The sequence below is a fragment of the Microbispora sp. CSR-4 genome (genome assembly GCF_008033685.1).
Taxonomy (GTDB): domain Bacteria; phylum Actinomycetota; class Actinomycetes; order Streptosporangiales; family Streptosporangiaceae; genus Microbispora.
The window spans coordinates 81,575-102,549 of sequence record NZ_VJVX01000005.1 but is presented as its reverse complement, the minus strand read 5'-3'; the positions used below and the strand labels follow the sequence as shown (position 1 = coordinate 102,549).

Genomic DNA, 20,975 nt, shown 5'->3' with positions numbered 1-20,975 from the left:
TCTCATCGCCGCACCGCCCTGGCCCGTACGCGCGGGTCGATCGCGAGGTAGGACAGATCCACGGCGAGCGCGGTCGCCGACACGACCAGCGCGACGACGAGCGTCAGCGCCTGCACCACCGGGATGTCCTTGAACAGCACCGACTCCTCCATCAGCGAGCCGAGGCCGGGCAGCGCGAAGGTGACCTCGATCAGCACGGTCCCGCCGAACAGGTAGGCCACCATGAGGCCGAGGCTGGTCACGATGGGGATCGCCGCGTTGCGCAGCACGAGGCGCAGCACCCGTCGCTCGGACAGGCCGCGTGCCCGGGCGAACGTCACGTAGTCCTGGTCCAGCTCCCGGATGACCGCCGCCCTGGTCAGCTTCACGACGAAGGCGCCGAGCCCGAACGCCAGCGCCACCGCCGGGAGGACGAGATGCCAGAGGGAGTCGAGGAACCCCTCGCCGGTGCCGTAGACGGGAAACCAGCCCAGTCCCAGGGCGAAGACGTACAGCAGGATCAGGCCGACCGCGAAGCCGGGCGCGCTGACGCCGACGACCGAAGCCGCCACGAGCATCCGGTCGAGCGGCCGCCCGCGGCGTACGGCGGTGGCGATCCCGGCCGGGACGCCGGCCAGGACCGACAGCAGGAACGCCAGCCCGGCCGTGGCCGCCGTGATGCCGGTCCGGTCGAGCAGCAGCGGCCCGACCTGCCCTCCCGTACGGATGGACGTGCCGAAGTCGCCGGTCATCGCGTGGGACAGCCACCACCAGTACTGCGCGAGGAACGGCTCGTCCAGGTGGTGCAGCGCGCGGATCCCGGCCAGGGCCTCCGGCGTGACGTTGCGGGTGCCCAGCAGGTTGCGGGCGACGTCGCCGGGGGCGAGATACAGCAGCGCGAAGACCAGCAGCGACAGCGCGAGCAGCAGCGCGAACGTGGCGGCGGCCCGGCGCAGCGCGAAGGCGAGGGCGGCGCGGTTCACTTCGCCGCGTAGACCTGCTGCGGCCAGTCCGCCAGCAGGGTGTAGGAGGTGTAGTCCCTGACGCCGATCGCACTGCCGAACGCGGTCGCCGCCTGGCCCCACCACAGCGGCAGGTACGCGAGGTCGGCGGCCTGCGTGGTCTGCGCCTCGATCAGCAGTCCGGCCCGCTTCGCCGGGTCGGCCTCGGCGGCGGCCTTCGCCATCGTGGCGGCGATCGCGTCGTTGGCGTACTTGGCGGGGTTGGCCTCGCCGAGGAACCAGGTCGCGAGCTCACCGGGGTCGCCGGTGGTGTTGAAGTACCACATGTAGCTCAGCGGCGGGAACTCGTTGAGCTCCGCCAGCCACTGCTCGATCGGCAGTTCCTTCACCTCCAGCGTGATGCCGATCTTGGCCAGGTCGGCGGCGAACGCCTGCGCGGCCGTCCCCAGGTGCGGGCCGGTGTTCGGGTAGGACAGGCTCGCACTGAACCCGTTCGGCACCTTCGACTGCGCCAGCTCCTGCTTCGCCTTCTCCAGGTCGTACGCGTACTGGGGGATGGCGGCGAGCCGCTGCGCCGCCTCCTGCGGCGTCCAGAGCCCGCCGAACTGCTCGGGCGTGGACAGCGCCGTGGCGACCTGACCATGCCCGCGCAGGATCTTGTCGACGATCGCCTGGCGGTTCACCGCGTGAGCGACCGCCCTGCGGACGTGCACGTCGTCGAACGGCGCGGTCTTCGTGTTGAAGGTCAGCCCGGCGTAGGAGCGATCGGGCGCGTAGACCACCCGGGTGGCAGAGGCGCCCTCCCATTGACGCGACTGGGCCAGCGGCACGTTGAGCGCCATGTCGGCTTTGCCGGCCTGCCACGCCAGCAGGCGCGTGTTGTCGTCCGGCACGAACTCGAACCGGATCTTCGCGATCTTCGGCCGGGTTCCGTGCCAGGTGTCCGCCCGGGAGAACTCGACGTAGGAGTCGGGGACGAACCCGGTCACCGTGTACGGCCCGGACCCGACGGGGAGCGCCTGCGGGGTGCCGAACCCGCTCTTCGCGCGCTCCCACGCAGCCTTGGGGGCGATCCACAGGGCGTCGGCGTTGGACGGCAGCCAGGCGAACGCCTCGTCGGCGGCCTTGACGGTCAGGGTGATCTCGGCGTCACCGGTCTTCTCGGCCTTCTTCAGGTTGGCCCAGTAGGCGGCCGTGGCGGGCGAGACCTTGGCGTCCCTCGCCATCGCGATCGAGTGCAGCACGTCATCGGCGGTCACCGGGGTGCCGTCGTGGAACCGGGCGTCCGGACGGAGCCGGTAGACGTAGGTGGTGGGCGACGTCCGCTCGAAGCCCGATGCCAGGGCGGGAACGATTTTCCCCGTGGTGTCGACGCCGACGAGCCCCTCCATGCAGATCCCGGCCACGTAGTAGTTGAGAATGCCCGACTCCTGCCCGGGATACAGGTTCGACAGCGAGCCGGGAAGCGACACCCGGAGCACCTCGATCTCCTTGCCGGTGTCCGTGCCGGCGGCGGCGCTTCCGCTCGACGCCTTCGAGCCGGCCGACGGAGACGGCGCCGCGCCGCAGGCCTCCAGCAACGCCGCGGCCGTGAGCATGGTCATGCCGGTGACCGTCGTCCTGAGGAATCCCCGGCGGGTATGGACGCCGCGCTCGTCCGTTTCTGCCATGGCGCGCCTTCCCTATGACCTGGCTTGTCTACCAGTTAGCCCCAAATGGATAGGAGCAGTAAACACCACGGAATGCCGGATCTTCCATCCTTTTCCCGACCAAATGTGTAGAGATCTTGCCGTGGCCTCGTCGTGGCGGAACTTCCTCGTCGCACGGCGCACCTTCACTACCACGGCGTCGTCCCGCCACCGTCCGCTCCGCGCTGCCGAGCCCCCCGCGGTGCCGCCCGGCGTTACGGATGGCTCGCTCGTGTCAGCGGCGGTAGCCGGCCATCCGCTCCAGACGTGCGATCCGCTCGGCGACCGGCGGGTGGGTGGCGAACAGCCGGCCGATCCGGGTGCCCCGGAACGGATTGACGATCATCATGTGACCGGCGGAGGCGAGCCTGCCGTTCTCCGGGAGCGGCAGCCTGCGGACCTCCATCTCGATCTTGCGGAGCGCGGAGGCGAGGGCCAGCGGGTCGCCGGTCAGCCGTGCGCCCGCGTCGTCGGCCGCGAACTCCCGGGAACGCGCGATCGCCATCTGGATCATCGTGGCCGCGACCGGGCCGAGGATCACCACGAGGATGGCGCCGAGGAACCCCGGGCCCTCGTCGTCGTCCGAGCCGAAGAACAGGCCGGCGTACCCGAAGTAGGTGATCATCGTCGCGAGCGCACCCGCGACCGAGGAGATCAGGATGTCGCGGTTGTGGATGTGCGACAGCTCGTGGCCGAGCACGCCCTTGAGCTCGCGCTCGTCCAGCAGCCCGAGCAGGCCGTGTGTCACGCACACCACGCCGTCACGCGGGTTGCGCCCGGTCGCGAACGCGTTGGGCTGCATCGTCGGGGACACGTACAGGCGGGGCATCGGCGCGCGGGCCTCGGTGCACAGCTCGCGGACGACGCGATAGAGAGCCGGCTGTTCCACCTCCGCCACGGGCCGGGCCCGCATGGCCGACAGCGCGATCCTGTCGGCGCAGAAGTAGGCGACGCCGCAGACCACGAGGGCGGCCACGAACGCGATCCGGACGCCCATGCCGCCTCCCAGCCAGGCCCCGATGACCAGGAGCGACGCGGACAGCGTCCCCAGCAGGACCGCGGTGCGCAGGCGGTTGTGGTGCACGCCTCCTCCTCCCGGTTCGGTGTGGCCGGCTCGGGCGTCCGGCTCGGGCGTCCGGCTCGGTGTGTCCAGCTCGGTGTGTCCAGCGCGGGGTCGGGCCGGAACGTCCGGCTCGGGCGTCCAGCCCTACCAACGCGCACGGCCAGGACGAACGTTCCCCGTGACGCGCCTCACCCTGTGACGGACAGCACCACCTGCGGGGCTACGGAGAAGACCACGGTGACGGCGACCGTGACGGCGACCGCGGCACCCGCCGCCGCCCTCGCCGAGACCGTACGGCTCTCGCCCGCCGCGGGCGGCGCGAACAGCCGGGCGGTCCAGGCGATGTAGTAGTAGAGCCCGACCACCGTGTTGGCCGCCATGACGAGGGCCAGCCAGCCGAGCCCGCCGTCCACCACCGCCCGGAAGACGACGATCTTCGCGAACAGACCGGCGAGCCCGGGCGGCAGCCCGGCCAGGCAGACGAGGGCGAAGGCGAGGGACAGCCCGGCCGCCGGGCTCCGCAGCGCCAGCCCCCGATATGCCTCCAGGTCCTGGCCTCCGGGCAGCCGCGCCACCAGCAGGACCACCGCGAAGGCGATCAGGTTCATCGCGGCGTAGAAGACGAGATAGGCGACCGACGCGCCGACCGCCGCGCGAGGGGCGACGGCGTAGACGGCCAGCGGCGCGAGGATGTAGCCCGACTGCGCCACCGACGACCAGGCCAGCAGCCGGACGGCGGCACGCTGCCGCATCGCGAGGACGTTGCCCGCCGTCATCGTCAGCGCGGCGACGACCGCCACTCCCGGCGCCCACACCGCCGCCCTTCCCGGCAGCGCGTACGTCAGCAGCAGGATCAGCCCGGCGAAGCCCGACGCCTTGGACACCACCGACAGCAGCGCCGCGACCGGGACCGGGGCGCCCTGATAGACGTCTCCTGCCCAGAAGTGGAACGGCACCGCGGCGATCTTGAAGGCGAAGCCCGCCGCCACCAGCACGATCGCCACCACCGCGACCCGGGCCATGTCCCCGGCGGTTCCTCCGGCGGCGGCCCCGGCCAGGTCTCCCGCTGTGTCCCCAATCGAGTCCCCAATAGAGTCCCCGGTCACTCCCCCGGCCGCGCCTCCGGTCATGCCGCCCGCCGTCCGCAGCGCGGCGTCGATCCGGTCGAGGTGGACCGAGCCGGTCACCCCGTAGAGGAGCGAGACGCCGAAAAGCGTGATCGCGGTGGAGACCACCGAGACCAGGAAGAGCTTGAGGGCCGCCTCTGCGGCGCGTCCGTCGTGGCGTCTGAGTGCGGTCAGCGCGAAGACCGGCAGCGAGACCAGCTCCAGCGACACGACCAGCATGATGAGATCGCGAGAGGCCGGCAGCAGCACCGCCCCGGTCAGCGTGGCCAGGAGCAGGAAGTGCCACTCCCCCGCCGGGACACGCTTATCGGACCCGGCGTCGCGTGCCGTGGCGATCTCCGTCATCGACAGCAGCACGACGACCACCCCGGCCGCCAGCACGACCGCCGCGATGAGCAGGGAGAAGCGGTCCGCAACGAGCGAGCACGACGCCGCAACGCCCCGGCCCATGGCGGCCTGACCTGCCGCGGACTGACCCAGCGCGGATTGACCCAGCGCGGATTGACCCAGCGCGGATTGACCCAGCGCGGATTGACCCATTGCGATCTGGTCCGTGGCGGCCTGACCCGCTGCGATCCGGCCCGTTGCGGCCATGCCTGCCACGGGCTGGCCCGTCGCGGGCTGGCCCAGGGCGGACGCCCCGCCGAGCGAGGCGGGGACGCAGAACGTGCGCCGGGCGCCGCCGCTCGCGGCCTGAACGGCCACGACCGCCAGGGCGGCGACCATGCCGCCGAGTGTGACGAGACCGAGCACCCGCGCCCCGCCGGGGCGGGCCGGCAGGAACGCGTCGAGCAGCAGCACGAGCCCGGCCACCAGCGCGAGGATCAGCGGCGCCGCAACGGCGGCGTAGTCGATGGACTGGATCACGCCGCCGTCCATCACACCACCGCCGAACACGCCGCCCAACACGCCACCGCCCGTCATGGAGCCGCCCGTCATGGAGCCGCCCGTCATGGAGCCGCCCGTCATGGAGCCGCCCCCGATCCGAGGAGCGACTGCACGGCGGGCGTGGTGACGGCGAGCAGCGCCTTCGGCCACAGGCCGAACAGCATGATCAGCGCAACCAGCGGAAGCCATGCGGCCAGTTCGTGGGTCGTGGCGTCCCGGAAGCGCCGCCGCCCCTGGCCCGGCTCGGCCCCGTCGCGAGTGTCCACCCCGACCGCCGCCCCTGCGGCACCCGTCGCACCCGGCCGCGCCGATTCGAGTGGCCCGGCAGGTTCGAGAGGCGCAGCGGATTCGAGAGGCGCGGGTTGGAGAGGCGCGGCGGGCGAGACGGTTTCGACCGCCCGGCCGTGCGTCACCCGCGAGAGCATGACCAGGAAGTAGGCCGCGGTGAGCACCGTGCCGAGCCCTCCGACGGCCATGAACACGAGGAACAGTGGCCGGGAGAGCCCTGCGGCCGGGCGGAACGCGCCGAGCAGCGCGAGCATCTCCCCCCAGAACCCGGCGAGGCCGGGCAGGCCCAGCGAGGCGACGCAGGCGAAGGTCAGCAGCGACCCGACGTACGGCAGGCGGCGCAGCATCCCGCCGCCGAGCCGGACCATGTCGGCCGTGCCGTACCGCTCCTTGACCGCTCCTGCGAGGAAGAACAGCAGGCCGGTGATCAGCCCGTGGGCGACGTTGGCGAACAGTGCGCCGTTCATGCCCACCGGCGTGAGCGAGGCGAATCCGAGCAGCACGAAGCCCATGTGGCCGACGGACGAGTAGGCGATCATTCGTTTGAGATCGCGCTGGGCGAGGCAGGCGAGCGATCCGTACGCGATGCCGGCCACGGCGAACGCGCCTAGCCAGGGTGCCAGGGCCGCCGCGCCCTCGGGAAGCACCGGGATCGCGATCCTGGCGAAGCCGTACGAACCCATCTTGAGCAGCACGCCCGCGAGCAGCACCGAGCCGACGGTCGGCGCCTCGGTGTGCGCGTCGGGCAGCCAGGTGTGCAGCGGCCACATGGGCGTCTTCACCGCCAGGCCGAGACCGATGGCGAGGAACGCGAGAATCTGGGCCGACCGGGCGATGCCCGAGCCGTGGCGGTCGGCCAGCGCGACCATGTCGAGCGTGCCGGCCTGGGTCCAGACGACGAGCAGGCCGATGAGAAGGACCGCGCTGCCGAGCAGCGTGTAGAGGATGAACTTCACGGCCGCCACCCGCCTGCCCGCGCCGCCCCACAGGGCGATCACGAAATACATCGGGACCAGCACGACCTCGAAGAACACGAAGAACAGCAGCAGGTCGAGGGCGAGGAACGTGCCGAGCATGCCGACTTCGAGCACGAGCAGCGTGACGACCAGCCCACCCGTCCGGCCGCCCTCCGGCGGATGCCCCGCGAGGTGGACGAAGCACAGGAACGTGAGCAGCGCGGTCAGCACGACGAGCGGCAGCGAGACGCCGTCCACGCCCAGGTGGAACCGCAGGCCGAGGCCGGGGATCCAGGGCTGATCGGTCTGCAGTTGCATCTCGGCGGGGCGGGCGTAGTCGAAGACCGCGGCGAGCGCTGCGGCGAGGACCAGCACCGCCGCCGAGACGGCGATCCCCCAGGCCACCGCACTGTCCCGTACGGCCCGCACGAAGGCGGCGAGGGCGCCCAGCAGGGGGACGGCCACGAGTGCGATCGGCAACCAGCTCACGTCGTCACCGCCAACGCCACCACGGTGTCACCACCACGGGGAAGCCACGCGCCACCGCCAGGAAACCCTGCGTCGCCGTTCCCAAGCCGCGCGCCACCCTGGAGAAGGCACGCACCGCCGTGGGGAAGCCACGCACCGCCGTGGAGAAGCCACGCACCGCCGTGGAGAAGCCACGCGCCGCGTGTCCGAGCCGGCGCGTGACCGCGAAGAAGCTGCGCGCCACCGTTTCGAATCCGCCGCGTCATGTCAGCACCACCGCCGCGACCGCGATCAGTACGAGCCCGGCGAACAGGCCGGTGACGTAGAGCTGTGCGTTGCCGTTCTGGGCGAGCCGCACCAGGCCGGACAGGCCGAGCGTCGCCCGGCCGGAGCCGCGGACCGCGCCGTCCACCACCCGTGTGTCCGTACGGACCACCACCCTGGCCAGGCGCAGGACGGGCCGGGCGACCAGTGCCGCGTACGCGGCGTCCACGTAGAAGGCCCGCTCGCACGGCACCCGGAACGGCCCGAGCAGCCGGGCCGGATCCTGTTCGGGCGCGGCCCGCCACAGGGCGTACACGATCCCGGCGCCGAGCAGCGCGACGGCGAGGCTGACGGCCGCCGGCCCCCACTCGACCTCCACTCCGGTCGCCGACCCGGTCGCCGACCCGGCCACCGATCCGGCGAGGCCGAGCAGCAGGGCGGGCACGGCCAGCACACCGGCCGGCCACAGCATCGACCGGGGCGCCTCCCGGCCGTCGAAGACGTGGGCGACACCGGGCGACGGCTCCGCGAGCGGCTCGACCCGGGCGGGCCCGAAGAACGTGCGCAGCCAGGCCCGGGCGGCGTACGCCCCGGTCACCCCCACGGTCAGCAGCGCCGACGCGTACGCGAACGGCTGGGCCGGTCCCGTCCCGTGCTCGACGGCCGAGAGCACCGCGTCCTTGCTGAAGAACCCGCTCGCGGGCGGCAGCCCGGCGAGCGCGGCGAAACCGATGGTCATCGTCCAGAACGTCACGGGAAGAGCGCGGCGCAGCCCGCCCATGTGGCTGATCAGGTTCGACCCGACGTGGTGGATCACCAGGCCCGCGCAGAGGAACAGCAGGGCTTTGAACGCGCCGTGCGACACCAGGTGGAACATCGCCGCCCGGTCGGACCCGGCGGCCAGCGCCGCGGCCATGTAGGCGAGCTGGCTGATCGTCGAGTAGGCCAGCACGCGCTTGAGGTCGTCCTGCGCGAGCGCGGCGAGGGCGGCGCCCAGCATGCCGACGGCGGCGACCACGCCCAGCACGTCGAGCGTGGGCGGCGCCGCGAGGAAGGCGGGATAGAGCCGGGCGACGACGAAGATCCCGGCCGCCACCATCGTGGCCGCGTGGATGAGCGCGCTGATCGGGGTGGGACCGGCCATCGCGTCGGGCAGCCAGGTATGCAGCGGCGCCTGCGCGCTCTTGCCCGCGACCCCGGCGAGCAGCAGCAGCGTCGCGGCGATGAGCGTGCCCTGGGGAATGTCGGCGCGCAGCACGTCGTCGATCCGGAAGCCGCCCGCCGCCGTGCCGAGGACGAAGATCCCGAACAGGAAGCCGACGTCGCCGAGCCGGGTGACCAGGAACGCCTTCACCGCCGCCCGGGAGTTGGCCCGGTCTTCCCACCAGTGCCCGATGAGCAGGTAGGAGCACAGGCCCATGACCTCCCAGCCGACGTAGAGGACGATCAGGTCCCCCGCGTAGACGACCAGCAGCATGGCGCTGGTGAACAGGCTGACGAACGCGCTGTAGGACGGGTAGCGGGGTTCGTCCCGCATGTACCCGACCGAGTAGACCTGCACCGCCAGCGCGACCACGACGACCAGGATGCCCGCGAGCACTGACAATCCGTCGGCCCGCAGAGTCAGGGAGATCGGCACCGACCCCGTCTCGACCACCGTCAGCGTGCCCTCGACCCGGCCGGGCAGCAGTTCCGACCAGAAGCGCCCTTCCGACGCGCCCGTTCTCCCCGCGAGGGCGGCGGCGAGCCACACCGTCAGCGCCGCCGACACCGCGCCCGGGGCGATCGCGAACCAGGCCGCCCGCCGGTATGCCACCCGTTCCGCGCGGGCGCCCAGGTTCCGAGTGCCGAGGCGGGTCGCCAGCAGCCCCGCCGCGGCGGCGGCGAACGGCAGCAGGACGATGAGAGCCACGACGACGATCACGAGGCGTCCTCCTCATCCGGACGCCCCGGGCCGGGCGCGCGTACGACTTCGGCGAGCGCCCGCAACCGGTCGACGTCGACGGTCCGGCGGGTACGGAAGACGGCCAGCACGATCGCCAGCCCCAGGCCCACCTCGGCCGCGGCGATCACGATGACGAACAGCGTCAGCACCTGTCCGCCGTGCAGGCGGTCCCTGAGCCAGACGTCGAAGGCCACCAGGTTGAGGTTGACCGCGTTGAGCATCAGCTCGACCGACATCAGCACGAGGATCGCGTTGCGCCGGGCCAGCACGCCGTACACACCGATGGAGAACAACAGGGCGGAGATCACCACCGGGTAGACGACGTGCATCCTCGCTCACCGCCTCCGGGCCGTCAGGCTGCTCGATAAGGCCGATAACCGGGTCATTCCCGCCCCCTGATGTCCGTACGGGACAGGACGATCGCGCCGATCAGCGCGGCGAGCAGGAGCACCGACAGCGCCTCGAACGGCAGCACCCAGGTGCGGAAGACGCTCGCTCCCAGGGGTTCGGCCGCCCCCTGCCCGGGCTGGAGCGGTGCGTACGCCGAGCGGAAGCCGGTGATCACCACGGTGACGAGCACGGCGGCGGTCGCGACGGCGACCAGCGCGGCGGCCCACCGGTTGCCGGAGTCGAGGCCGGCCGAGGGCCCGATGGGCGCGCGGGTCAGCATGATCCCGAACAGCAGCAGCACCACGACCGCGCCCACGTAGATCAGCACCTGCACCCAGGCGACGAACTCGGCGGTCAGCACCAGATAGCCGCCCGCGAGCGCGCCGAAGCAGACGACCAGCCACAGCGCCGCATGAACGAGCTGCCTGGTCGTGACGACCAGCAGGGCGGAGCCGACGGCGACGGCGCCGAGCAGCAGGAAGACGATCTCAGGCCCCGAGGGCGGCCACAACCCCGGCGCCTGGGAGGTCATCGCTCCCCCTCGGGCCCGTCCTTCTTCTCCTGTGACGACGGGCCGTTCTTCTTGGGCAGCGAGCCCGGCGGCCGGATGGAGCGGATGTCGCGCATGGCTCTGGGCGGCTCACGACGCGGGCGATTCTCCGCACTCTTCGCGGGCTCCGCCGCCGGTTCCCGCACGGTCTCCTGGGCGGTCTCCTGGGCCGCTGGCGTGCCCTCGGCGGGCCCCCTCGCCGGCGCGGGCGGTGCCGTACGGCGGGCCGGTGCCGGGCGGGACGCGGCCGACAGTTCCTTCGGCGGCTCGGCGCCGACCTCGTGAGCCGGTGGCGGCGGCACGGTGGCCGCCCACTCGCCCAGCCTGTCCTTCTCGTGGAGAAGATCGCGGATGTCGTACTCGGCGTACTCGAACTCGGGCGACCAGAACAGCGCGTCGAAGGGGCACACCTCGATGCAGATGCCGCAGTACATGCACAGCGAGAAGTCGATCGCGAAGCGGTCGAGCACGTTGCGGGCGCGCGGGCGGCCACCCTCGGGCGCCGGCAGGGTCTCCTTGTGGGAGTCGATGTAGATGCACCAGTCGGGGCACTCGCGGGCGCAGAGCATGCAGACGGTGCAGTTCTCCTCGACCAGGGCGATCACGCCCCGGCTGCGGGCGGGCAGGTCGGGGTGGACCTCCGGGTACTGCTGCGTGTCGGACTTCCGCAGCATGTGCCGCATGGTCACGGCCAAACCCTTGGCCAGCCCTTCTCCTGGAATGTGCGCCACCTGCTCATCATCGCGCACTATCGGCGGCGCGTGAACGCGTGACTCCGTCCGGGCTGTTTTCCACATCGTCCACACCGTCATCCCCAGGGTTGTCCACAGGATGTGGGGAGAAGGGGGCAGCGCGGACCCCGACAAATACGTATCGTCTGGACCATGAACGGCTATGGGGGGCCGGGAGGTTACCCACCCGGACCGCAAGGACCACACGGGCCGCAACACGGACCACGGGGGCCACAAGAACCGCCGTACCGACCACAGGGGCCGCAGGGGCAGGGCCCACAGGGGCAAGGACCGCACGGGCAGGGTCCTCACGGGCAGGGTCCTCACGGGCCACACGGGCAGGGGCCGCAGGGACCGCACGGGCAGGGGCCGCAGAACCCGTACCGGCATCGGGGGCCGGGACCGTACGGGCAGCAGTGGCCGGGCCCGCACGGCGCCCATCCGGCGCCGCCCGCACAGCCGCACATGCCACCGCCCGCACATCCCCACGTGCCGCCACCCGCACAGCCGCACGCGCATCCCCACGTGCCGCCACCCGCACAGCCGCACGCGCACTCGCCCGTGCCGCCGCCTCCTCCACCACCGATGCCGCCGCCGCCCCCGCCGACACCGCCGCCCGTGCAGCGGCCGTCCAGCGTCCCCAGCTACCTGTGGGCGCTCACCCCGCTCTACACCTGCGGCTTCGGCACGCCCTTCAGCATGCTGTACGCCGCCATCCGCAAGCGCAGCATGTGGTACGGGGCCGCCGCCGCCGGATACGCCACTGCCAGCGGTGCCTGGATCTACCTGGTCGAGCTGTACGCGGACACGCAGGAGCCGGCTCTGGTGTCCCTCTTCATGGTCGTCTGCATGCTCTGTCCCTGGCTGGTCGGCACCGTGCACTCGCTCGCGGTCAGGCGGCAGGTCTTCGACGACGTCCGGCCGTACGGGACCGCGAACGAGCAGGCGATCGCGGTCGCGCAGCACCGCCGCTCCCTACGGCAGCAGGCCAGGGAGCTGGCGGAACGCGATCCGGTCATGGCGCGCGAGCTGCGGATCGGGCGGCCCGACCTGCCCCGCCAATACGACGACGGCGGCCTGATCGACGTCAACCACGCCCCCGCTGTGGTGATCGCGAACCTGCCCGGCCTGACGCCCGCGCTCGCCGAGCAGATCGTGCGCGTACGCGACGAGGTCGGCGGCTTCGTCTCGGCCGAGGACGTCTCGGCCGCCGCCTCCCTGCCCCCGCACCTCACCTCCGATGTGGCCGAATATGGCATTTTCCTCCCATAGTTATTCGGCAATCCCGATTGTCGTCGCGCATATCCCTGGCTGAGCGATCGGTGTTTCCTTAGGCTTACGGTGCGTCAGCGTGAGAAACGGGAGGGCCGGTGACGTCATCCGAGATCGTCGAATGCAGGGCGGACATGGCCGCGGCCGCGACCGCCGTACGGGAGATCCTCCAGGCGCTCACCGCCGTCCCGGCCATGTTCGGCGACCACACCCGGCAGGGCCCTGCGGCCGACCGCTGGGCCGCCGGCTGGAACGCCCGGAAGACCCAGCTCACCAGGCTCTTCGACGCCGTGCTCGCCGAGCAGCCGCGCCTGATCGCCCGTGTGGAGGAGGCGGAGCGCCGCAAAGCCGCCTCGTAGGCCGCCGCACCGGGAAGGATCGCCGTGGGGGACTTCGTCGGAGTCGATCCCGATAATCTCAAGGAACTCACGAAAAGGCTCGAACGGCTACACGAACTGCTGGCCCGGCATAGCCCCCTCATACAGCAGAAAATGCAGAAATAGGGAAGCGAAGTCGCGGTCACCTCATTGCCCGGCCTCATCGCCGCCGCGCTCGACGACGTACGCGACATGGACGCCCGCACGACCAGGGCGTACGAGCTGGCGAGGGAGCAGGGCTGGAGCGCGCTGAGCCGCGCGCCCGGCGTCCCCGGCCTCACCTTGGACCGGCCGCCCAGCGTACGGCTCGACTGGGAGGCCACGGGACAGAGCGGAAACCAGGGCAAACGCGACGCGGAGACGCTGGCCGCCGCCCTCGCGGCCAAGAACCCCGAGGAGGCCCGCACCGCCCTCCTGGGACTGCCGGAGAGCCTGCAGCGGCACCTCGCCGACGAGGACTACCAGGCGGCCTTCTGGGCCGGGGCCGGGCCGCTCGCACTGCGCGCCGCCCGCGCGCTGTACGAACGAACGGGAAGTGCGCTGTTCAGCGCGGAGAGCGTGAGCGTGCTGCGGGCCCTCGGGGCGTCCCTGGCCGCCGCCGGCCAGATGCGCGTCGGCACGGGCAAGGACCGCCGCCCGTTGCTGCCCGACGCGACCCGCGCCGCCCTCACCGCGAACTCCGACCCCTGGTCGGTCGGCATGCTGGTGAAGTACGGCCCCGAGGGCAGGTCATGGGACTCCCGCTTCCTGGCCGACCTGACCCGCGCCATGCTCGACGCCCGCGCCGCCGGCAAGACGATCTGGCCGCCCGCCCGAGGCCCGCTGGAGACCGACGCCGACGCGTCACGCCACCAGCGGCTCATGGCGGAGTACGACGCCGTGGGGGCCGTCCTCCAGCGGGCCGCGGAGAACGGCATGGCCGCCCGCCACGTGCTGGGCGATCAGACCACCGGCCTGAAGTACGCCCGCATGCTCGTCAGCGATTCCTGGCACACCCCCGGCTACGACCCGGGGCCCTTCCTGAGCTCATACGTGCACCCGGGCGGCGTGCTTCCGCCCATCGGCCAGGTGGACCTCTCCGCGCCCACTGCGGCCTTCCTCAAGGCGGCCGTCTCCGCGGAACGCGGCACCTCCGCCGACGCCAAGGAATCCGCCTGGTCCGTCGTCCACATCGACCAAGCCACCGCCGAATTCTCCAAACTCCACCCGGGAACCCATCTGCCCGAGGAGATCCGCGGTTCCCTGCTATACGTTGCAGGCCGCTATCTTCCCGACTTCGCGCAGTCGGTGAATCACAATTTCGCCTCCGGCGCGCTGCAGCAGGGCAACAAGAGCACCAACCCCTGGGTGCCCATCAACAAGCTCGACGAGCTTGAGGGGTTCTTCACGCAGGCGCTGCAGAAGCCCGAGGAGTTCGGCGCGTTCAAGGGTTTGATGGCCTCTCGCGTGAGCGTCGCCGTCGCGGCTACCATCCACGACCCTTCCGACCGGAACTACCTCAGGGAAATGGGCGGCCTCTTCGGGTTGATCCAGCGGGTGGAGAACACTCATCACTTCGAGGGCGAGCTACGCGTGGATGAGGAGGCCGCCAAGAACCAGATGCTACTCGCGACCGCAAGCGGAGGATTCGGTGCCCTCAGCTTCTCCAACCCTTTCGGCCCAGGAACGATGGCGCAGATCTTCACCGCTCTTGGTACGCCTGCACTCAACGAAGCATTCGACACAGGACATGCGCTGAAAGCCCTCAAAGCCAATATGGATGCATCCCGCCATCAGGTCTTCCAGGTGGAGGTACCCGTAGTGCAGGGACTTGTCGACGCAGGGGCAGTGCATCCGCGGCCGAATGCGAGCTGGGTCAGCAACGGGCGAGTCATCCCCAATGCAGCCCTGGTCGACTGGATCAGTCTGCACGCCGACACTCGGTACGCGGGAAGGTCGCTCACAGACTGGATAACGGAGGCGCAGACCGCCATGAGGATGCAGCAGTGAAAGCGAAGAATCTTGCGGTGATCACGATGTGCCTCCTCGTCCTGCTCGCCGGATGCACCGAAGAAAGACGGTCTCCTCCCGCTGATGACGAAGTGACGAGACGCGACGCGGCGCTCGTGGCGGTGGTGCAATGTCTTGTCGATCACGGCGAAGTCCCGCCCGCACACCTCTCACACCAGCCGTGGCTGAGGGACAAGAAGGTGCGGCCCGGCGCCGAACTCGTGACATGGCGGAGCGATCACGGAGACACCATTTATGCGGGCAAGACGTTGCAGGCGTGGGAGGACGAGGCGACGGCGGGGTGGCCGGGGTGGAGGTGTCCGTTGTGAGCACGCAGCTCAGGCGGTGAGGACCCGTACGACTCCGGTGAGGGCGAGTTGGAGGAGAGCGAGGGGCACCAGGACGGTCCAGGCGAACTTCTGCAGCTGGTCCTCGCGCATCCGGGGATAGCTGACACGCACCCAGATGACGACGAAGGCCAGGGCGAAGACCTTCACCAACGTCCACACCGGGCCGGGCAGGAGAGGGCCCTGCCAGCCGCCGAGGAACAGCACGGTCGTCAGCGCGGAGAGCACCACGATCCCGGCGTACTCGGCCAGCATGAACAGGGCGAAGCGGAACCCGGCATATTCGGTCATCGGGCCCATGATGATCTCGGATTCCGCGATCGGCATGTCGAACGGCGGCCGGCGCAGCTCGGCCAGGCCGGCGACGAAGAACACGAAGGCCCCGATCGCCTGCCAGGGCAGCCACCACCAGCGCCACTGCTCGGCGATGCCCTGGAGAGACAGGGTGCCCGCGGCCATCGCCACGCTGGAGGCGGCGAGCACCAGCGGCAGCTCGTACGACATGAGCTGGGCGGCGGCCCGGATGCCGCCGAGCACGCTGTATTTGTTGGCCGAGGCCCACCCGGCCATGATCGCACCGAGCACGCCGACGCCCATGACCGCCAGCACGAAGAACAGCCCGGCGTCGAGGTCCACGGCCGCGAGCCCGGGGCCGACCGGGATCACGACCATCACGACGAGGTACGGCACGAGCGCCACCGCGGGGGCGATCGCGAAGACCCGCCGGTCGGCGGCGGCCGGGATGACGTCCTCCTTCTGGGCGAACTTCACGCCGTCCGCGAGGAGCTGCGCCCACCCGTGGAAACCACCGGCGTACATCGGCCCGAGGCGGGACTGCATGTGGGCCATGGCCTTGTGCTCCATCTGCCCGACGATCAGCGGCAGCAGCAGGAACGCCGCAACCACGACGACCAGCCGGACCGCTATGTCGAGCACCTCGGCCATGACGCCCCTCTCACCCGGAGGCCCAGTCGGGTGGCACCCCCGGCGGCAGCATCCTGCGGCGGCTCGGCGAGCCGTGGTCGGACTCCCCCGGCTCCTTGGCCCCGGGCCATGCCTTGGCGACCCGGGCGGCCAGCACGAAGTCCTTGCGCAGCGGGTGGCCCTCGAAGCCGTCCGGCAGCAGCAGCGGACGCAGGTCCGGGTGGCCGTCGAAGACGACGCCGAACATCTCGTACGTCTCGCGTTCGTGCCAGTTCGCCCCGCGGAAGACGCCGGTGGCGGTCGGCAGGCGGGGGTCCGCGCGCGGCACCCGGGTGCGTACGAGCAGGTGGGCGAACGCGACCGGGTCGAACACGTGGGCCACGACGGCGAACGCCTCGGGCGGCTCGTCCACGGCGGTCAGCCAGTCGAAGAACTCGAACCCGGCCGAGCGCGCGAACGCCAGCGCGTCGGTCCACTCGCCGGGGTCCACGTCGAGCACGTCCTGGCCGAAGGAGTCGGTGACGCGCGAGCCGTACCGCTCGCGAACGGCGCCGGCGCTCATGCGTCCGCCTCCGGCGGGTAGCGGTCTTCGAGCGTCTCGCCCGCGATCTTCTCCTGGAGCTTCATGATCCCGTGGAGCAGCGCCTCGGGGCGGGGCGGGCACCCGGGGACGTACACGTCCACGGGGATGATCTGGTCCACGCCCTTGGTGACGCAGTACGAGTCCCAGTAGGGCCCGCCCGAGTTGGAGCAGGCGCCGAACGAGATGACGTACTTGGGGTCGGGCATCTGCTCGTACAGCCGGCGTACGGCGGGGGCCATCTTGTCCGTCACCGTGCCCGACACGATCATGAGGTCGGCCTGCCGGGGGCCGTTGGCGAACGGGATCACCCCGAAGCGGATGAAGTCGTGCCTGCTCATCGACGTGGCGATGAACTCGATGGCGCAGCAGGCCAGCCCGAAGTTGAAGACCCACAACGAGTAGCGCCGGCCCCAGTTCAGCACGAACTTCATCGGTTTGGGCGCCAGCCTGGACGCCGGCCCCACCGTGGGCATCGGGAGATCGTTCACGGGCATGCGGTCACCGCCATGCCGTCCATTGTCCTCCCCCGGGCCGGTCGGGTCACGTCCAGGCCAGCACCCTCTTGCGCCAGGCGTAAAGGATGCCGAGCGCGATGAACGCGAGGAAGACGAACATCTCCACCAGGGTCGTCATGCCGTATCCGGGGGCGGCGAAGACGGTCGCCCAGGGGAAGAGGAACACGGCGTCGACGGCGAAGACCACGTAGAGGTACGTGAAGACGTAGTAGCGGATCTGCGACTGCGCCCAGCCCTCGCCCACGGGATCGACCCCGCACTCGTACGTCGTGAGCTTCTCGGGGGTCGGCCGGCTGGGACGTAACATGCGGTTCACGAACAAACCGCCCGCGAAGATCGCTACGCCGACGAGGAAGAGGACGACGACCACGACATAGGAGCCGAAGTATCCACTCATACCGCCTCCCGGTCTCGAGGATAACCCCGGCACGGTCTCAAGGGCTGAACACCTGACGGTCACATCCGAGTGCCCCGCATATAGTTGAGGATCGTGACCCGAATCAAGCTCGTCGCCCGTCTGCACCTGGACCTGTGCCGGCTCGCGTCGGGCCTGTGTCGTCCGGATGGTTCGCGAAGCTGACGGTGCGCCGCCCCCGGCGGCCGAGGCACCACGGGAACGCGCCACAGGTGCGGAAAGTCCCGGCAGACGCACCAAGAGTGCGCATCTGCGAAAAACCAGCGTGACCCCGATGGATCTAGCATGGACATGACAACGTGCCACCAGCAGGCAGCCCTGGGCGCGTCAAGGAGGACTGAGGAGCTGTGACCAAGCAGGTTCAGCAACTCGACCGCGTGATCATCCGGTTCGCGGGTGACTCCGGCGACGGAATGCAGCTCACCGGTGATCGGTTCACGGCGGAGACGGCCCAGTTCGGCAACGACCTGTCGACGCTCCCCAACTTCCCGGCGGAGATCCGCGCTCCCGCCGGCACCCTCCCCGGGGTGTCGAGCTTCCAGTTGCACTTCGCCGACCACGACATCCTGACCCCCGGCGACGCGCCCAACGTGCTCGTCGCCATGAACCCCGCCGCGTTGAAGGCGAACCTCGGGGATCTCCCCAAGGGCGCCGACATCATCGCGAACACCGACGAGTTCACCAAGCGCAACCTGTCCAAGGTGGGCTACGACGGCAACCCGCTCGAAGACGACTCGCTGGCCGAGTGGCGCCTGCACGCGGTGCCGCTGACCTCGCTGACGGTCAAGGCGCTCGAGGGCTTCGACATCTCCAAGAAGGACGCCGAGCGGGCCAAGAACATGTTCGCGCTCGGTCTGCTGTCGTGGCTCTACCACCGGCCGACCGAGGGGACGATCCAGTTCCTGGAGGCCAAGTTCGCCAAGAAGCCGGAGATCGCCAAGGCGAACATCGCGGCCTTCCAGGCGGGCTGGAACTACGGCGAGACCACCGAGTCCTTCTCGGTGTCGTACGAGATCAAGCCGGCCACGCTCCGCCCTGGCACCTACCGGAACATCTCCGGCAACCAGGCCCTGGCGTACGGGCTGATCGCGGCGTCGGTGCAGTCGAAGCTGCCGCTGTTCCTCGGGTCCTACCCGATCACCCCGGCGTCCGACATCCTGCACGAGCTGTCCAAGCACAAGCGGTTCGGGATCCGCACGTTCCAGGCCGAGGACGAGATCGCCGGCGTGGGCGCCGCCCTCGGCGCGGCCTTCGGCGGGTCGCTCGGCGTGACCACGACCTCCGGCCCGGGCATCGCGCTCAAGGCCGAGACCGTGGGCCTCGCGGTGACCACCGAGCTGCCGCTGATCATCGTGGACGTGCAGCGGGCCGGGCCCTCGACGGGCATGCCGACCAAGACCGAGCAGACCGACCTGCTGATGGCGATGTACGGCCGCAACGGCGAGTCGCCGGTGCCGGTGCTGGCGGCGGCCACCCCGTCGGACTGCTTCACGATGGCGATCGAGGCGGCGCGGATCGCGCTGAAGTACCGCACGCCGGTCATGCTGCTGTCGGACGGCTACCTGGCCAACGGCTCGGAGCCCTGGCGCATCCCGGACCTCGACGAGTTGCCGGACATCTCGGTGCGGTTCACCACCGAGCCGAACGGCGACGACGGCACGACCTACCTGCCTTATCGGCGTGACCCCGAGACGCTGGCCCGCCCGTGGGCGGTGCCCGGCACGGCGGGGCTGGAGCACCGGATCGGCGGCATCGAGAAGGCCGACGGCACCGGCAACATCTCCTACGATCCGAACAACCACGACAAGATGGTGCGGCTGCGTCAGGCCAAGATCGACGGCATCGACGTGCCCGACCTGACGGTCGACGACCCCGACGGCGACGCCCGGGTGCTCGTGCTCGGCTGGGGCTCGACGTACGGGCCGATCGCGGCGGCGGCCCGCCGGGTGCGCGCGGCGGGGCACAAGGTGGCCCAGGCGCACCTGCGGCACCTCAACCCGCTGCCCGCCAACACCGGCGAGGTGCTGCGCTCCTACGACAAGGTGCTGCTGCCGGAGATCAACCTCGGTCAGCTCGCCATGCTGCTGCGGGCCCGTTATCTGGTCGACGTGATCAGCTACAACCGGGTGCGCGGGCTCCCCTTCAAGGCCGCCGAACTCGCCGCCGTCATCCAGGACGTGATCGAAAGTGACTGAGACCCTGAACGGGAAGGGCCTGGCCCTGATCCCGCGTACGGACGCCAAGCAGACGCTGAAGGACTTCAAGTCCGACCAGGAGGTGCGCTGGTGCCCGGGCTGCGGTGACTACGCGATCCTGGCGGCGGTGCAGAGCTTCCTGCCCGAGCTGGGGCTCAGGCGCGAGAACATCGTCTTCGTCTCCGGCATCGGCTGCTCCTCGCGGTTCCCGTACTACCTGAACACCTACGGCTTCCACTCGATCCACGGGCGGGCGCCGGCCATCGCGACGGGCCTGGCCACCTCACGGCCCGACCTGTCGGTGTGGGTGATCACGGGTGACGGCGACGCGCTGTCGATCGGCGGCAACCACCTGATCCACGCGCTGCGCCGCAACGTCAACCTGAACATCCTGCTGTTCAACAACAGGATCTACGGCCTGACCAAGGGGCAGTACTCCCCGACCTCCGAGATCGGCAAGATCACCAAGTCGACGCCGATGGGCTCGCTGGACAAGCCGTTCAACCCGATCTCGCTGGCGCTCGGCGCGGAGGCCGGGTTCGTCGCCCGGACCATCGACAGCGACCGCAAGCACCTGCAGAGCGTGCTGCGCCAGGCCGCCGAGCACCGGGGCGCCTCGCTGGTGGAGATCTACCAGAACTGCAACATCTTCAACGACGGCGCCTTCGACACGCTGAAGGACCCCGGCACCCGCGACGAGATCACCCTGCGGCTCGAACACGGGCAGCCGATCGTGTTCGGCACCGGCGACAACGAGCGCGCCGTACGGCTGTCGCCCACGGGCGGCGTCGAGGTCGTGCGCCGCGCCGAGGTCGCCGACAGCGAGATCCTCGTGCACGACGCCCACAACCCCGACCCGTCGCTCGCGTTCGCGCTGTCGCGGCTGGACGAGCCGGCGTTCGAGCATGTGCCGATCGGCGTCTTCCGCTCGGTCGACCGGCCGTCGTACGACCACCTGCTGAACGAGCAGGTCCAGACGGCCACCACCGAGAAGGGCACCGGCAGCCTCGCCGACCTCCTGCACGGCGGGGACACCTGGACCATCAGGTGACCAGGGCG

Annotated in this window: 20 protein-coding genes; 6 read left to right on the top strand and 14 right to left on the bottom strand. The window is 70.7% G+C overall.

Annotated features, from left to right (window positions below):
* Positions 1-2 precede the first annotated feature (2 nt).
* From FLV34_RS07315 to FLV34_RS07265, 10 genes are all read right to left on the bottom strand, one after another.
* Positions 3-962, bottom strand: coding sequence for an ABC transporter permease (locus FLV34_RS07315; RefSeq protein WP_168066591.1), 960 nt, complete (start codon positions 960-962; stop codon positions 3-5).
* Positions 959-2,611, bottom strand: a complete 1,653-nt coding sequence (locus FLV34_RS07310; RefSeq protein ID WP_142652286.1) for an ABC transporter substrate-binding protein — start codon at positions 2,609-2,611, stop codon at positions 959-961. Before FLV34_RS07310 ends, FLV34_RS07315 begins: the two co-directional genes overlap by 4 nt.
* Before the next feature lie 253 nt (positions 2,612-2,864).
* Entirely contained in the window at positions 2,865-3,713 is an 849-nt protein-coding gene (locus tag FLV34_RS07305; protein WP_142652288.1) for a M48 family metalloprotease, read from the bottom strand.
* Positions 3,714-3,880: 167 nt separating this feature from the next.
* Positions 3,881-5,788 (bottom strand): NADH-quinone oxidoreductase subunit N, encoded by a 1,908-nt coding sequence (locus tag FLV34_RS07300; RefSeq protein ID WP_261985690.1) that lies wholly within the window; start codon positions 5,786-5,788, stop codon positions 3,881-3,883.
* Positions 5,785-7,440, bottom strand: a complete 1,656-nt coding sequence (locus FLV34_RS07290) for a NuoM family protein (protein ID WP_147942681.1) — start codon at positions 7,438-7,440, stop codon at positions 5,785-5,787. Before FLV34_RS07290 ends, FLV34_RS07300 begins: the two co-directional genes overlap by 4 nt.
* A gap of 4 nt (positions 7,441-7,444) precedes the next feature.
* Entirely contained in the window at positions 7,445-7,663 is a 219-nt protein-coding gene (locus FLV34_RS07285; RefSeq protein ID WP_147942680.1) for a hypothetical protein, read from the bottom strand.
* An 18-nt stretch (positions 7,664-7,681) separates the two neighbouring features.
* A complete protein-coding gene (locus tag FLV34_RS07280) occupies positions 7,682-9,607 on the bottom strand; it encodes an NADH-quinone oxidoreductase subunit L (RefSeq protein ID WP_147942679.1) in 1,926 nt (641 codons plus the stop codon).
* Positions 9,604-9,957: an NADH-quinone oxidoreductase subunit NuoK gene (gene nuoK / locus FLV34_RS07275; RefSeq protein WP_147942678.1), complete on the bottom strand. Its 354-nt coding sequence runs from the start codon at positions 9,955-9,957 to the stop codon at positions 9,604-9,606. Before nuoK ends, FLV34_RS07280 begins: the two co-directional genes overlap by 4 nt.
* A 53-nt stretch (positions 9,958-10,010) precedes the next feature.
* On the bottom strand, positions 10,011-10,550 hold the full coding sequence (locus FLV34_RS07270; RefSeq protein ID WP_142619755.1) for an NADH-quinone oxidoreductase subunit J: 540 nt from the start codon (positions 10,548-10,550) through the stop codon (positions 10,011-10,013).
* Positions 10,547-11,299 carry a 4Fe-4S binding protein gene (locus tag FLV34_RS07265; protein WP_261985688.1) on the bottom strand — a complete coding sequence of 251 codons (753 nt, stop codon included), beginning with the start codon at positions 11,297-11,299 and terminating at the stop codon, positions 10,547-10,549. The genes FLV34_RS07270 and FLV34_RS07265 overlap by 4 nt, the downstream gene beginning before the upstream one ends.
* Positions 11,300-11,917: 618 nt before the next feature.
* Between FLV34_RS07265 and FLV34_RS07260 the strand changes: the two genes are divergently transcribed.
* The 4 genes from FLV34_RS07260 (at position 11,918) to FLV34_RS07245 (ending at position 15,266) form a co-directional block, all read left to right on the top strand.
* The gene (locus tag FLV34_RS07260; protein WP_185949109.1) at positions 11,918-12,571 is read left to right on the top strand and encodes a helix-hairpin-helix domain-containing protein; all 654 of its coding nucleotides are present in this window, start codon (positions 11,918-11,920) and stop codon (positions 12,569-12,571) included.
* 98 nt (positions 12,572-12,669) lie between these two features.
* Positions 12,670-12,930 carry a hypothetical protein gene (locus tag FLV34_RS07255; RefSeq protein WP_147942676.1) on the top strand — a complete coding sequence of 87 codons (261 nt, stop codon included), beginning with the start codon at positions 12,670-12,672 and terminating at the stop codon, positions 12,928-12,930.
* Positions 12,931-13,098: 168 nt separating this feature from the next.
* Entirely contained in the window at positions 13,099-14,937 is a 1,839-nt protein-coding gene (locus tag FLV34_RS07250) for a hypothetical protein (protein ID WP_147942675.1), read from the top strand.
* A complete protein-coding gene (locus FLV34_RS07245) occupies positions 14,934-15,266 on the top strand; it encodes a hypothetical protein (RefSeq protein ID WP_147942674.1) in 333 nt (110 codons plus the stop codon). Before FLV34_RS07250 ends, FLV34_RS07245 begins: the two co-directional genes overlap by 4 nt.
* A 9-nt stretch (positions 15,267-15,275) precedes the next feature.
* On the opposite strand, the gene nuoH is transcribed toward FLV34_RS07245, so the two are convergent.
* The 4 genes from nuoH to FLV34_RS07225 all read right to left on the bottom strand — a co-directional run bounded on the left by nuoH (position 15,276) and on the right by FLV34_RS07225 (position 17,703).
* Positions 15,276-16,229: an NADH-quinone oxidoreductase subunit NuoH gene (nuoH, locus tag FLV34_RS07240; RefSeq protein ID WP_142648057.1), complete on the bottom strand. Its 954-nt coding sequence runs from the start codon at positions 16,227-16,229 to the stop codon at positions 15,276-15,278.
* A gap of 10 nt (positions 16,230-16,239) precedes the next feature.
* A complete protein-coding gene (locus tag FLV34_RS07235) occupies positions 16,240-16,770 on the bottom strand; it encodes an NADH-quinone oxidoreductase subunit C (RefSeq protein WP_142648056.1) in 531 nt (176 codons plus the stop codon).
* The gene (locus FLV34_RS07230) at positions 16,767-17,222 is read right to left on the bottom strand and encodes an NADH-quinone oxidoreductase subunit B (protein WP_240971466.1); all 456 of its coding nucleotides are present in this window, start codon (positions 17,220-17,222) and stop codon (positions 16,767-16,769) included. The genes FLV34_RS07235 and FLV34_RS07230 overlap by 4 nt, the downstream gene beginning before the upstream one ends.
* 109 nt (positions 17,223-17,331) lie before the next feature.
* Positions 17,332-17,703, bottom strand: a complete 372-nt coding sequence (locus FLV34_RS07225; RefSeq protein WP_142648054.1) for an NADH-quinone oxidoreductase subunit A — start codon at positions 17,701-17,703, stop codon at positions 17,332-17,334.
* 365 nt (positions 17,704-18,068) lie between these two features.
* Here FLV34_RS07225 and FLV34_RS07220 point away from each other — a divergent pair, with 365 nt between their 5' ends.
* On the top strand, positions 18,069-19,916 hold the full coding sequence (locus FLV34_RS07220) for a 2-oxoacid:acceptor oxidoreductase subunit alpha (RefSeq protein WP_142648053.1): 1,848 nt from the start codon (positions 18,069-18,071) through the stop codon (positions 19,914-19,916).
* Positions 19,909-20,967, top strand: a complete 1,059-nt coding sequence (locus tag FLV34_RS07215) for a 2-oxoacid:ferredoxin oxidoreductase subunit beta (protein WP_147942673.1) — start codon at positions 19,909-19,911, stop codon at positions 20,965-20,967. The genes FLV34_RS07220 and FLV34_RS07215 overlap by 8 nt, the downstream gene beginning before the upstream one ends.
* Positions 20,968-20,975 lie beyond the last annotated feature (8 nt).